The following is a 12,708-nucleotide window of genomic DNA, read 5'->3' on the forward strand; positions in this document are numbered from 1 at the left end:
ATCACAATCTTGCGTGAATTCATTCACTTACCGATATGGAGTTCAGCACTTACCCTTAGAGCCGTTAGGCATAGTGGCATTGCAAAAGTTAGCATAGTCAAGCTTAATGCCGCTAAGAATAGTTTGTTGCAGATTAGCACTGCTTAGGTTAGCACGAGTTAAATTAGCCTTGCTCAAGTTGGCTTGACTTAGTTCTGCACCACTGAGATTTGCTTGTACCAAATTAGCACCGCTAAGGTTAACACCTTTAAGATTAGCTCCACTCAAATTAGCGCCACTTAAGTTAGTATTCCTCAAATCGCTACCGTTGAAGTCAACATTCTTAAGATTAAGACCGCTCAAGTCAGCACCACTCAATTTCATCTGTTGTAAATTTGCCCCCTCCAACTTCAATGCGCGTAAATTGCCGTTTTTCACCACTGTATCGCTGACATCTGCACCACGGAGATTAGCACTGCTCAAATCTACGCTATCGAGATTTGCTCCTCGTAAATCAGCAGTAAATAAGTTAGTACGCTGTAGCTTTGCTCTGCTAAGATTTGCATTGGTGAGGTATGCTCGCGCTAAATTAGCTGAATTTAAGTTAGAGTCTTGCAGATTTGCACCACCGAGGTAAGCATTACTCAGATTCGCACGACTCAGGTTTGTTTGTGTGAGATTTGCTCCGTGCAAGTCCGCCGCTATTAAGCTACCTTCTTTCAAATTTGCTTCGCTGAAGCTGGCATTTCTCAAATCACTGATAAAAAAGCTGGTTTTTTGGAGATTCGTCTGGTTGAAATTAGCTCCACTCAGCAGCGCATCTTCTAAGGTAGCTTTTTCCAGATTTGCCCCTGCTAAATTTACATTTCGTAAGTCAACTCCGTTAAAGTTCGCCCCTTTCAGGTCAGCTTCCTGCAAATCTTGGCGCACCCCTTGGTTAACCACCTGCATAACCAAACGCCATTTACTACTAATTACCGTGCGATCGCTCACGATAGTATTATTCCATCTCACTCCCTCTAACTTGGCATCTTGTAAATTAGCATTTTCTAAATTCGCGTTTCGCAAATCTGCATCTGTTAGATTCGCCTTCACCAGAAATGCTCCGCCCAAATCCGCTCCATTCAAGTTCGCACCCTTGAGATTCGCACCTCTAAGATTTGCTCCACGCAGATAAAAACCCTTGAGATTAGCATTTACCAAATCACAATTCTCACATTCTCTGGTTTCTAGCAACCGCTTCACACTGTCAGAATTCGCCGCCTCAGCCACCGTTGTTAACAGTAAGGGGAAAATCAAAGAAATTATCAAAATTTTCATAACTCGACTATCTTTTTGGGAATACTAAATTTTGACGCTAATTGCTAATTGCTAATTGCTAATTGCCATTAGCCATTAGCCATTTACATTTTTAACTCATGTTTAGTTATACTTTGCTACTTAGTATATTCCACAGGCCACTAATAGCTTTTATGCAGCGCCTCCAAAAAACCTTTGGCATAGCGACCCTTACTTTATTTTTCTTGTTTCCTCAACTGTGCAACGTCAAAAGTGGATCAGCAAAAGTCGCCTCTTCCTTAGTATTGGCACTTACATTTGATGAAAAATTGAAAGACTTTAGCTACTGGTCTAATCTATGTAATTTACAGCTAGACGCACAAAAGTACGAAGAAGCCAAAGCTGCTTGCGAACAGGCCATAGTCCTCAAACCAAAAAATCCCTTGGCTTGGACAGACTATAGCGGTGTGCAGCTGTTGATGAAACAATATCCAGAAGCGATCGCTTCTTCTGAGCAAGCACTTAAATTTAACTCGAAAACTTCCCTAGCATTCACCTACAAGTGCATGGCGTTAATGGCTTTGGGACACAATGAAGAAGCTTTAGACAGCTGCAACCAAGCGCTAAAAGTTGATGGTAACTGGGGAAGAAAATCGCCGAAGCTAGCATGGTTCCATCGCGGGCTGATTCTCAGTCAGCAAAATCAGTACGAAAAAGCAATAGTAGCTTATGACCGGACGCTGTTGTTGCAACCAAAAGAGTCCTTAACCCTGGCATATCGCTGTGAGGCGCTTAACAAACTGGAACAATTTATCCAAGCAATTGCTGCTTGCAATCAAGCTTTAAATGGTAACGGTGATTGGGGAAATAAAAGCCAGACCTTCGCCTTGGCAAATCGGGCAATTGCCCATCGTCAGTTGAACAAATTAGAACAAGCGATCGCCGATTACGACAAATTGCTTACCATCGACCCGAATGATGCGATCGCTTGGGCTGCCCAAGCTACAGTTTTAGAGAAACTGTCCCGCAACACTGAAGCGCTTACCTCCTACGATCGCTCCATTGCCCTCAACCCTAAATACTCCTTTGCACAGGTAGGACGCTGTACCATTCTTAACAAAATCCAACAGTATAAAGACGCAGAAGCAGCTTGTAACGAAGCAATTAAAGGAGATGGCAATTGGCAAGAAATTGGTCTGGCTCAGGCGTGGAACGAGCTAGGCGAGGCGCAGGCAGGACAGGAGCAGTATGATAAAGCACTTGCGTCCCTACAGCGAACAGTGGGGATGAAACCCGACTACGCAGAAGCTTGGAGCAATCGCAGCGTGGCGCTTTGGCACTTAGAACGATATAAAGAGGCGCTCGAATCGACTAAAAAGGCGATCGCACTCAATCAGAACTACATCCAGGCATGGTTTAATCAGGGTACTATATTGAGCAAAATAAAACAGTATAATTACGCACTTTTGGCTTACAACAAAGCGCTAGAACTCGAACCAAACAATGCTGAAGGCTGGGCAAGCCAGAGCGTTGTCCTTTGGCAGTTAAAAAACTATAACGAAGCACTAGCATCTACAGACAAAGCTCTTTTGTTCAACAGCAAATCCTTTGAAGCTTGGTACAACCGGGGCATAGTGCTAACAGACATGAAACGTTATGAAGAAGCCTTATTTGCGTACAAGCGAGCGGTGAAAATCAATCCCCAAAGCGCCGATGCTCTCACGGGACGTGGAGTAGTCCTCTCTAAACTCAAGCGCTATCAACAAGCAGTGCCAGTTTTGCAAGCTGCCCTTAAACTCAATGAAAATCAACTTGTCGCAAAATCAACATTAAAGATAGTCATGCAAGAGTTAGTAAAAGAGGCGCAAACTACGACACGACTTAAACCGTAAATTGCTAATTGCTAATTGCTAATTGCTAATGGCTAATTTTTAATAAGTGTAATTAAAGGAGTTTTAGTGGGTAGACCTAATTTTGAGAGATTAGAAGTTTACAAACTGTCAGAAAAGTTAGCGGATGAAATTTGGCAAATTGTCAAGGGCTGGGACTATTTTACTAAGGATACTATTGGTAAACAAATCGTTAGGGCTGCCGATAGCATAAGTGCAAATATTGCAGAGGGTGAGGGGCGATATAACTTTCAAGACAATCGACGTTTTATCAAAATTGCCAGAGGTTCTTTATATGAAACAATAAATTGGCTAAGTCGCGCCTACAAGCGAAATCTTTTAACAAATGAACAAACAAAACTACTCAACCCAATTATTGATGAACTGTCACCAAAACTTAATGCTTACCTTAAATCTATTGGCTAATTGCTAATAGTTAATGGCTAATGGCTAATAAAAGAATTAGCAACTAGCAACTAGCAATTAGCAATTAGCAATTAGCAATTATGGCAATAAAAAAGCTCCCACAGACCATAGTCAAAGTTTATTTACAACGCTATCCAATTCAAGTTAGGCTGTCTCAGTTCAATATGCTGGGACGGTATTCTTGGTTGCAGCCAATTTTGGCAGACATTCACGACGAGTTATTTCCAAAAGAAGCCGATACAGCAGAAGAAACTAAAAAGCCTATTTTTGAATCTGTCATCTTGCCAAAAGAAGCAGGTGTACAATTCTATAACTCGCCTTACAAGCGCTATCGTTGCTCTGACAAAGACCCTCTAAGGTGCGATCGCTCATGTCCTACAGCAGACGATGAGTCCAGAATCAAGACTTGTCAGTTGTGCGGTTTCCCGTCTCTTTTACCAAACAACTCAGAAATTAAGGGTGAGCGTGGAATTTATCGGATTGAGAAATATTTAGGTAGGCGTGGTCTGGGGCGACTTTATGCCGCCACTCAGCTAGGAGTAAATGAGCCTGTTGTCATTAAAGAATATTTGTTGCCAGGACGGTATTTCAATGAAGATGAAACGCGGCAGCACAAACAACTGTTTAAGAATTTGGCTGGTATTAGCCTTGCTGATGGTAGAGTACAAGATTTCCGGTTTTTGCAGCCATTGGAAGCGATCGCTGATGCTTTGGAAGAACGCTGTTATTTGGTAATCGATGAACGGTATGACTGTCCAACACTGAACCGCTATTTAAGTTTGGGAGCAATGTCAGACTGCCAGGTAAAAAAAGTGGTGCATCAAGTATTACAAACACTGGAGTTTCTCCACGGTCAAAAGTTTCGTTTTAAAGGAGGAGGAGTACAAAATGGATTAATTCATGGCAATCTCAACCTTGATACTTTACTGCTAATCAATGGTGAATCTTTCGCACAGGATAATCTAGATTTCTTTATTTATCTATCCGATTTAGCTGTATGGGAAGGACTGTTCAATCCAATTTCAGACAAATCTGTTCCCTCTTTAAAAAAGTCCGAGGATTTAATTTCCTTGGGTTACATTGCCTTTTACTTGCTGGCAGGAAGAGTTGTTACAGAAATGGGTGAACCCCTTGACCCCAGAAACGAAAAGCACTGGGGAGGCGCAGATCCTCAGTTGAAGGCATGGATACTACGACTGATGGAGTTGGAATTGCCATTTGAAAATGCTTTTTCTGCCCGTCAAGAATTACAACGGTTGCCTAGTAGTGCGTCACTAGCCCTTGTACATCGAAAAGAAGCAGAGCCTGAGATAGAACCTGTCAAAAAGTTTCCTCGTGTGTTGATACTGCTTTTAAGTGCCGTAGGTTTGGGAATGCTTGGGTGGCTGGCATGGATGCTGATCAATAAATCGCAGTTAAGTACTGCTACGGAGAATACACCAAAAGTTTGTTGTTTAAAGGATGTGGCAGCAATTCCTCCGGGTAAGTTTACTTACACCTCTGCACGCAATGGTATTTGGCACTATGTACTTCGACAGCCTGATTTAATTGCCAAAGGTCAAAAACTAGAACAAAGACTGCAAGCTGCACAGCCCAAGTTGGATCTGAGTTATCAGCCAGCAGAATCAACAGCAGATGCTATTGCCAAAGTTCAGTCAGGACAAACAGCCTTTGCAATTGTCCCATTGATTCAACCATTACCAAGAGACTTAGAGGCGCAGACAATTGCCTACGATGGTTTAGCAGTTTTCGTTGCCTTTAGCTACGCCCAACGTGAAAAAGGACTACCACAAAAGCTTAATGGACAGATTACTTTGGAGCAGTTGCGTCAATTATATGCAAAAAAAGTTGATTCTTGGGTGGAGTTTGGTGCTTCGGAATTGCCCGTGAATTTGTATGCACCAAAAGATAAAGAGGCGGTGGAACTATTTCAGCAATTAATGTTGAAGAAAAAAGAAGATACGGAAAATATAAATGAAAAATACTTTGCTATATCTAAAATTGAAAAATTACCAGAGTTTGAGATGATGCGAACAGTAATCCAAGATTTTGAATCCCGACAAACAGGGGGGATTGGGTTTAGTTCCTTAAGCAAAATTGTTGGCCAGTGTTCTGTTTATCCCTTAGCTTTACAAGCAACGGGGCAACCTCCAGAACAGGTAATTGTACTGAATAATAACAGAGATATTGACCCCAGCACAGACTTGTGTGACAAGAAAGGCAGTTATCATCCCAAAGCTGAGTTATTGAAGAACGGACAATATCCTTTGGCATATCCGATTGCGATCGTCTATCCCCGCGATAACGATCGCCCCCGCATTGGTGAAAAATTTGCTGAAATTCTTAAAACCCGTGAAGGTCAGCGCTTGCTAGGTCAAACGGGTTTAACACCTTTGGAATGAAAAGACTGGCTAATAGCTAATAGCTAATAGCTAATAGCTAATAGCTAATAGCTAATTGCTAATTGCTAACGCTCTTTTGTCACTTTTGGCAGATAATAATCTGTAACTCTTGCCCAGACAGGATTTTGCCTATAGAGCTTTGTTTGGAGTTTCTATTAGTTTGCGATCGCTAATTTTCTCACTAAATCTAGGTTTCATCATTTAGCCTCAATTTTTATTTCCCCAGAGTGACAAAAGAGGGCTATTCAGTCCATTGGCGGTGCCAGGATGCTGCTAGAGAATTTTTATTATAGCTTCCAAATGCGCCGATTACTTTAGCAGTGGATCGGTGGCAGCTAAAGCAAGTTTTCGACAATTTATTGAGCAATGCTGTTAGTTTTAGCCCTGAAGGGGGAACTATTAGCTGGCACTGGCAAATATTTAGAAATGAAGCAATTTTTCAAGTACGCGATCGCGTCCCTGGAGTTGACCCAGAAGCTCTAGAACAAGCATTTGCGCCTTTTTATACTCAAAGACCAGGAGGAACAGGGTTAGGATTAGCGATCGCTAAAAAAATTATCCTCGACCATCGCGGCAGTCTTTGGGTTTTGGGTAGACAATCTCGCTGAAGGAGGCGCACAGTTCTCCTTAACATTACCTCGCTGATCAAAACTGGCAATTACAGAAATGAGGCCATTTATTGTGATAACTAAGTCACACCAATTTTAATAAATGATTGCGATACATGAGGTACAGAACCTTAACACAAAAAAAATAATAGATAACAGATGAGTAATTTTTTAGCTATTGCCACTGTAACAGCAGTGCTACAAAGAACCTTGCAGGCAAGCATTCAACTAGATGTAGATAACGCTAGGGTAACAACAGTTAAGCCTAGTAATTTGGGAAGTGGTACATCTGAAACAGGGGTTAATTTATTTCTTTACCATGTCACACCCAATCATATCTGGAGTAAAAGTTATGGACATGCTCATAGAGAACCTAATCGACAGCCTACCAAACGCAGTCAAAGAGGTTTAGACCTCTACTATTTGCTGAGTTTCTATGGCAATGAAGTCGAGTTGGAACCGCAACGTCTGCTGGGTAGTGTTGTGCGGACGCTGCAAGACTATCCAATAATTAATCAGCAGATAATTCAAGATGCGCTGGCTGACTCAAGCTTTAGCTTTTTAGATGATTCTGACCTCGCTAATCAAGTAGAATTAATCAAAATTGAGCCACTCGATTTGTCTTTAGAAGATTTATCCAAGGTGTGGTCTGTACTTTTCCAGACTCCCTATAATTTATCAGTTGCCTACCAAACCAGCGTTGTCTTAATTGATGGGGCGGAGTCGGCTCAAAAAGCTTTGCCTGTGGGGGAATACAAACCTTTACTTGTGCCTTTTATGGCTCAACCGATGGTAGAAAAGGTTGTGTCCCAAGCAGGTGTATATCAGCCAATTTTAGCAGACAGTTCTTTGATGATTCGAGGTCAGCGGTTAAAGGGCGATGTCACCCATGTGCGGATAGGTGATGTGGTGGTGACTCCAGAACAGGTAAGTGAAAAGCAGATAGTTTTGCCTCTGTCTTTGGTATCTGCTGATGAGTTGCGGGCTGGTGTGCAGAGGTTACAAGTAGTTCATCAAGTAATGACAGGGATACCGCCAGCGCCTAGAGGTAGAGTGGAGTCTAACGCAGTTGCGGTTGTAGTGCGCCCGACGATTATACAAGTTAAAGTATCTAAGATTCAAGGGAGTGGAGATGAACTGCGATCGCTTGAGGTAAGTATCAAGGTTAATCTCAAAATTGCCAAAGGGCAGCAGGTAGTTTTGTTGCTAAATGAGCGTTCGTCAAATGATCCTGTAGGTTATATGTTTGAAGCTTCTAAGCGTCGGCAGGAATATACTAATTTGATTAAATTTGTGATCTCTGGCGTTAAGGCTGGAGAATATTTAGCGCGTGTACAAGTGGACGGTGCGGAAAGTATTTTGAGCGTGGATACAAATCCAGATAGTCAAACTTTTAATCAGTATATTAGCCCCAAAATAGCGATTAGAAATAGGTAATGATGTTACTTGTAATTACCGAAACTTTATAACCATAGTAGGTTGGGTTGAGGCACGAAACCCAACATCTTCGGGCATTTGTTGGGTATCGCTATCGCTCAAACCAACCTACAAGATCAGGCGATCGCACTTATTTTAAGGGATAACCTCAAACGAAGAATTATTCCACAATCGATAAATGTAAAAATCACCATCAAGGGTGAAAATTTGTCTAGTATTCAGCATTTGTGCCGTTGCTACCAAAGAGGCATCTGCTAAGTCCATCGGAACATCTCTATATTGTTCCATTAAGTTTCTCATCCGAGTTAAATTATCTGAAGTTTGCTCAGATATTATCAATAGCTTATCAATAACATAACTCCATAATTCTTGTTGTGCTAACCAACCCCCGTATCTCCCCAATAAATACATCGCTTCGGTCAAAAACAAGTCGTGATTAGGGGGGCTGACAATGATGGTAGAATATCAACGCAGCGTTGATGATTGTCGTCACCTCGATTAATTAGAGCAATTAGAGGAGAAGCATCGCAAAGTGTCATGCCTTTTATGTTGATCAGTCTTTATTTTCTAAAAACTCTGTAAATGCTTCTTCGACTCGCCCTGATAAGTTCGATGGCTGAAAGTTAACTTGTCCAATCCTTCCTTTTAATGTTTGGTCTAGGGTTAGTTTTGGAGAGTCATTAGAAGATAGGCTGGGCAAAATGGTCAAGATGACTCGCTTACCTTCTAATTCAGCAGTATGCTGTAGAATTTCTTCCCAAGTTCCTTCTAGTCTTTGTTGTTCCATTCGTGGAATTTTTAACTGGTTTATTTTGAGTTTAGCAAATGGATGGTAGGTTACGTTTCATACTTTGCACCGTACAAGATTCAGAAGATTGCACCCACCACCACTAGCATAAATTAGAGTTCGCTTGATTTTTAAGCTCGTAGGGTGCGAATTCGACAGCGTAACGCACCGGAAATCAAGAGTTGGTGCGTTACATTTCATTCACGCACCCTACAAGATCGAGCGATCGCACTAGGGGATGAAGAGACGCGATCGCCTTTTTTGTCGGTTGAGAGCGATCGCCTTTAGTCATTTTGAAATATCTGCTGTAAATTGCAATAGCCACTGACAACCCGGAGAATTTCGATATCATCTTCAACTACTTGATAAAATACGATGTAACCCATCAGCAAAAGTCCTCGCAAACCTGGTCTGAGTTGAGCGTAGGATTTGCCCACATAAGGAAATTGTGCGAGGTGTTGGCACTTTTGGGTAAATGTTTGTACGAAGCGATCGCCAGCATCAACGCTACTTTGCAGAAAATACTCGGAAATTTCTTCTAAGTCTTGACAGGCGGGAGCAGTTATGCGTAAAGCCCTCATAGTCAGGTCGATCTGGCTGCTTCTACTTTACTCCGCAATCGAGCCAGCACTTCATCAACATCTAAGACATCCCCTCGCTCTGCTGCCTGTATGCCCTGTTCAATTTTTAGTCGCGTCTGTTCCACCCAAGCCAAGTATTCTGGGGTTTGGTCGGAGTTTTGCTGTACTATCTCATCGGCAAGGAGTACGAGAGCGGTATCAATTGCATCTTCAAGGGAAACGTACCCACCTTGCTGCGCGAGTGATTGAAGAATTTGGCTCTGCTGCGAACTGAGGGTGATTTGCATATTGGTTCGGTGCTGAACGATCACTTTGAGTTTAACAGTGAGAAACTTTATTTTAATGCGGTTGTGCGACTGCTGGCGATTGCGTTTCCTGTCGCCGCTGATGGGAGCATCAAATTAGAGACGATCAAGATTTTGTTAATCATGTGGAATATATTCATCATAATCAGGTGCATCACTGATTAGTTCTTGCGCCGAAAGATTGGCAATATTCGAGTTTTCACCGTTATGTGAAAGCGGGAGTTTATGATCTGATGTGCGGGGCTGAGGAGAGGTTGATATTTAATGGCAATATTGGCATGAAATAAAGGGTTTGCTGGGTAGAACGATAGTAAAAACCAACAATTCAACATATTTGATGGGATTATGTAATGTTGGGTTTCGTTCCTCAACCCAACCTACAAGATCCGCGCTCGCACTAAAATAATCCGCAACACTTACGCTTTAACGCTGGCTTTTTGATGGTGGGTAACACATATTTTACTATTCTCTCTATCCATGTATCCCTATAGTTGAAATAAGTTAGCATATCTCTTTTAAACTGCTCCTCGGCTTTTTCAAGCTTCCCTTCATCTAATACCAAGAACTCTTCTATTCCATCCACTTCCGCTACCTTCTCTGAAATTACTTCTTGCATCCCTTTGAGCACTGCCAATACTTCCTCTGCTTCTTGTTTTCTTTCCCCGAACACCCGCACCGCTTTCTTTTTTCTGTTTTCTGCGTCTACATTTATCCCATTTATCAGGTCATTATACTTGCTTAAGATCACGGTTTGACCTTGTAACATCCATTCGTCATAAAATAATACTATCTCTGCTGTTTTTATCTTCGGGTTCCACACTCTCTCCACTTCCAATATCTGTCCTCTCAATATCCTCTTCGTTATTTCTATCTCTTCTCCCTCCACGCTCTTCTCAAATAAATTATAGATGTTTTTCGTGATATTTTTTTCAAAGAACAAGTGGGGGTTGGCTATGACCTCTGTTATCTCCGCAGGCACTTCTTTCCCTACATCAAACTTTTTATCCCCAAGATCTATCGCAATTACGTCGTCAATTGTTGTACCATGCGTTTTGAGCAAGAGATTTTTTTTATTCTCTTCTGGGATGCCAACCCGTTTCCAATCATGTTTTTCTTCGTACATCCGATCATTAACACTTGTATAAAAATCGAACATAGCTATCTTCCCTATCTTTTCCCATACTTCTCTTTTCTTTATATTTTTTCCGGTTAAGATTTCTTGTCCATTGCTTCCTATCACTTTTTGGGTCTTGACATATTCTTGTACCTCTATCGCCTTGTTGTGACTAGCGTTCTGGGCAGTGGGGACGATATAACTCATTATGTACTTCACTATATCTGGGTCTTTAATTAGATAGATCTTTGGCGTGGTTATTCCTAGTTTTTCCGCTCGTTTGGCATTATCAACTACATTTGTACTATCCTCCGCAACTTTGAGCACATACTGTGTTGAGCTGCCTTTTCGAGAATATAAATACGCTCCTTGCGTTGTTCCCTCTGCAAATCGCTCGAATTTCATATCACCTGTGTCGATCCTTTGCAACATCTGTTTATTGAACTCTTGTTCTACTTCTTCTTGAAAGTTTGTTCTTTGGATGATGCTCGATTTGGTGGGTTTTTGCTGTATAACATGGGTCAACTCATGCGCTATCAACTCCTGCCCCCCACGACTCAACGGCTCATACGCCCCCCGCCGAAAGAACACATCCTGCCCTGTGGTAAACGCCTTCGCCTGTATCGTCCTTGCCAAGCTATCCGCCTGCGCCCCCGTATGCACGCGCACACCGCCAAAATCAGCCCCAAACGCCCGCTCCATCGGCTCTCTCACCGTCGGCGACATGGGCTGTCCCCCGCCTTTGGCACGTACTAACTCCCCTTCCCACTCGCTAGAAATTTCTCCCCCTGCATCACCCGCCGCCCGCACAGTTATCTGCCGTTGCACCCGTCCCGCTTCCCCGCCGTTGGCTATACTCTCCTCCTCCGACGTTGTATTACTGGCTCGGAATGCAGAACTGTGAATTTCATCTACCACTTGCCGTGCCACCCGGTCAGCCTCTTGCTCGTACACATCGCCCACTGTGCCGAGGGTCAGCTTTGCTTGCACTCCTCCCAGTCCCAATATCGGTAAAGGTGCGGGTGGGCTGGCTGATGCGAGTGAGCGGTTGATATTATCAATCATCCCTCCCGGCTGATTTTCTTTCTTCTGTAAGAGGTCAAGGCTGGCTTGCTTCCCCTCTTCCTTTCTCGCAATCTCTGGAAATGGTCTGGCGGAGAATCCAAAACTTGCTGTTTGCACTGCGGGGGGTTGCCACGATTTCGCCTGTACCTCGCTGCTCTGTTTGGACATAATTTTTCCTCGCTACCCTCTATTTACTGTCTGATATTTTCGGAGAATTCTTGGATTTCTACTATAGCTGAAAGTATAAAATTGCACTCTTATATCAGAATTAATTTGTGTAACGGCAAATTTTCGGGATACACGCCTCTTTGTTGTGTTACAAAGGTTATTGCCTAATAGTTCGGTGAATGTTTTCATCTTTTTAGATTCCCCTAGCCCTCCTGAAAAGGACTACACTGTACACACAAGTTGGATTACCCCCCTTAATCCCCCCTTGTAAAGGGGGGAAACTGGAAAATTTTGTTCCCTCCCCTTTATAAGGCTTGGTGTACACACAAGTCGAATTACCCCCCTTAATCCCCCCTTGTAAAGGGGGAAACTGGAAAATCTTGTTCCCTCCCCTTTATAAGGCTCGGTGTACACACAAGTCGAATTACCCCCCTTAATCCCCCCTTGTAAAAGGGGGAAACTAGAAAATCTTGTTCCCTCCCCTTTACAAGGGGAGGGTTAGGGTGGGGTAAGAGAAGTCGGGGAAGCCTTACGATTTTCCGGATTGCTATATCGTGCGTTATGGACACGCCAAATCAACAAATGCGTACGCCAAATCAACAAATGGGTTCGCCAAATCAACAAATGGGTTCGCCAAATCAACAAATGCGTACGCCAAATCAACAAATG

General features: G+C 42.7%; 12 protein-coding genes. 6 read left to right on the plus strand and 6 right to left on the minus strand.

The genetic code is table 11. The annotated features are described in order from the left end of the window. Window positions 1–42: 42 nt before the first annotated feature. Window positions 43–1,299 carry a pentapeptide repeat-containing protein gene (locus tag HWQ58_RS16755; protein WP_292864665.1) on the minus strand — a complete coding sequence of 419 codons (1,257 nt, stop codon included), beginning with the start codon at window positions 1,297–1,299 and terminating at the stop codon, window positions 43–45. Window positions 1,300–1,451: 152 nt separating this feature from the next. On the opposite strand from HWQ58_RS16755, the gene HWQ58_RS16760 reads away from it, so the two are divergent. The 5 genes from HWQ58_RS16760 to HWQ58_RS16780 all read left to right on the plus strand — a co-directional run bounded on the left by HWQ58_RS16760 (window position 1,452) and on the right by HWQ58_RS16780 (window position 8,019). Then, on the plus strand, window positions 1,452–3,149 hold the full coding sequence (locus tag HWQ58_RS16760) for a tetratricopeptide repeat protein (RefSeq protein WP_292864668.1): 1,698 nt from the start codon (window positions 1,452–1,454) through the stop codon (window positions 3,147–3,149). Between the two features lie 66 nt (window positions 3,150–3,215). Then, complete coding sequence (locus HWQ58_RS16765) at window positions 3,216–3,572, plus strand: four helix bundle protein (RefSeq protein WP_292864671.1); 357 nt, start codon at window positions 3,216–3,218, stop codon at window positions 3,570–3,572. Window positions 3,573–3,652: 80 nt separating this feature from the next. Further along, complete coding sequence (locus tag HWQ58_RS16770; protein WP_292864674.1) at window positions 3,653–5,974, plus strand: substrate-binding domain-containing protein; 2,322 nt, start codon at window positions 3,653–3,655, stop codon at window positions 5,972–5,974. Between the two features lie 320 nt (window positions 5,975–6,294). Further along, window positions 6,295–6,582: an ATP-binding protein gene (locus tag HWQ58_RS16775; RefSeq protein WP_292864677.1), complete on the plus strand. Its 288-nt coding sequence runs from the start codon at window positions 6,295–6,297 to the stop codon at window positions 6,580–6,582. Between the two features lie 159 nt (window positions 6,583–6,741). Next, window positions 6,742–8,019 (plus strand): DUF4255 domain-containing protein, encoded by a 1,278-nt coding sequence (locus tag HWQ58_RS16780; RefSeq protein WP_292864680.1) that lies wholly within the window; start codon window positions 6,742–6,744, stop codon window positions 8,017–8,019. 135 nt (window positions 8,020–8,154) lie between these two features. On the opposite strand, the gene HWQ58_RS16785 is transcribed toward HWQ58_RS16780, so the two are convergent. Together HWQ58_RS16785 and HWQ58_RS16790 are read right to left on the minus strand one after the other, a co-directional pair. Next, entirely contained in the window at window positions 8,155–8,442 is a 288-nt protein-coding gene (locus HWQ58_RS16785) for a PIN domain-containing protein (protein WP_292864683.1), read from the minus strand. Window positions 8,443–8,572: 130 nt separating this feature from the next. Beyond that, the gene (locus HWQ58_RS16790) at window positions 8,573–8,806 is read right to left on the minus strand and encodes a hypothetical protein (protein WP_292864686.1); all 234 of its coding nucleotides are present in this window, start codon (window positions 8,804–8,806) and stop codon (window positions 8,573–8,575) included. Between the two features lie 144 nt (window positions 8,807–8,950). On the opposite strand from HWQ58_RS16790, the gene HWQ58_RS16795 reads away from it, so the two are divergent. Further along, window positions 8,951–9,094, plus strand: a complete 144-nt coding sequence (locus tag HWQ58_RS16795; RefSeq protein ID WP_292864689.1) for a hypothetical protein — start codon at window positions 8,951–8,953, stop codon at window positions 9,092–9,094. On the opposite strand, the gene HWQ58_RS16800 is transcribed toward HWQ58_RS16795, so the two are convergent. From HWQ58_RS16800 to HWQ58_RS16810, 3 genes are all read right to left on the minus strand, one after another. Then, window positions 9,091–9,387, minus strand: a complete 297-nt coding sequence (locus tag HWQ58_RS16800) for a type II toxin-antitoxin system RelE/ParE family toxin (RefSeq protein WP_292864692.1) — start codon at window positions 9,385–9,387, stop codon at window positions 9,091–9,093. The genes HWQ58_RS16795 and HWQ58_RS16800 overlap by 4 nt on opposite strands. 2 nt (window positions 9,388–9,389) lie before the next feature. Then, window positions 9,390–9,674 carry a hypothetical protein gene (locus HWQ58_RS16805; protein WP_292864695.1) on the minus strand — a complete coding sequence of 95 codons (285 nt, stop codon included), beginning with the start codon at window positions 9,672–9,674 and terminating at the stop codon, window positions 9,390–9,392. Between the two features lie 415 nt (window positions 9,675–10,089). Continuing rightward, complete coding sequence (locus tag HWQ58_RS16810) at window positions 10,090–12,039, minus strand: DUF4157 domain-containing protein (protein ID WP_292864698.1); 1,950 nt, start codon at window positions 12,037–12,039, stop codon at window positions 10,090–10,092. Between the last annotated feature and the right edge of the window lie 669 nt (window positions 12,040–12,708).

The sequence above is a fragment of the Nostoc sp. LPT genome (assembly GCF_017115165.1).
In the GTDB taxonomy this organism is placed as follows: Bacteria; Cyanobacteriota; Cyanobacteriia; order Cyanobacteriales; family Nostocaceae; genus Nostoc.

What these genes read in the sequence shown, in the direction of transcription:
- HWQ58_RS16755 (WP_292864665.1), bottom strand. Translation starts at nt 1,299, where the DNA reads ATGAAAATTTTGATAATTTCTTTGATTTTCCCCTTACTGTTAACAACG.
- HWQ58_RS16760 (WP_292864668.1), top strand. Translation starts at nt 1,452, where the DNA reads ATGCAGCGCCTCCAAAAAACCTTTGGCATAGCGACCCTTACTTTATTT.
- HWQ58_RS16770 (WP_292864674.1), top strand. Translation starts at nt 3,653, where the DNA reads ATGGCAATAAAAAAGCTCCCACAGACCATAGTCAAAGTTTATTTACAA.
- HWQ58_RS16780 (WP_292864680.1), top strand. Translation starts at nt 6,742, where the DNA reads ATGAGTAATTTTTTAGCTATTGCCACTGTAACAGCAGTGCTACAAAGA.
- HWQ58_RS16790 (WP_292864686.1), bottom strand. Translation starts at nt 8,806, where the DNA reads ATGGAACAACAAAGACTAGAAGGAACTTGGGAAGAAATTCTACAGCAT.
- HWQ58_RS16800 (WP_292864692.1), bottom strand. Translation starts at nt 9,387, where the DNA reads ATGAGGGCTTTACGCATAACTGCTCCCGCCTGTCAAGACTTAGAAGAA.
- HWQ58_RS16805 (WP_292864695.1), bottom strand. Translation starts at nt 9,674, where the DNA reads ATGCAAATCACCCTCAGTTCGCAGCAGAGCCAAATTCTTCAATCACTC.
- HWQ58_RS16810 (WP_292864698.1), bottom strand. Translation starts at nt 12,039, where the DNA reads ATGTCCAAACAGAGCAGCGAGGTACAGGCGAAATCGTGGCAACCCCCC.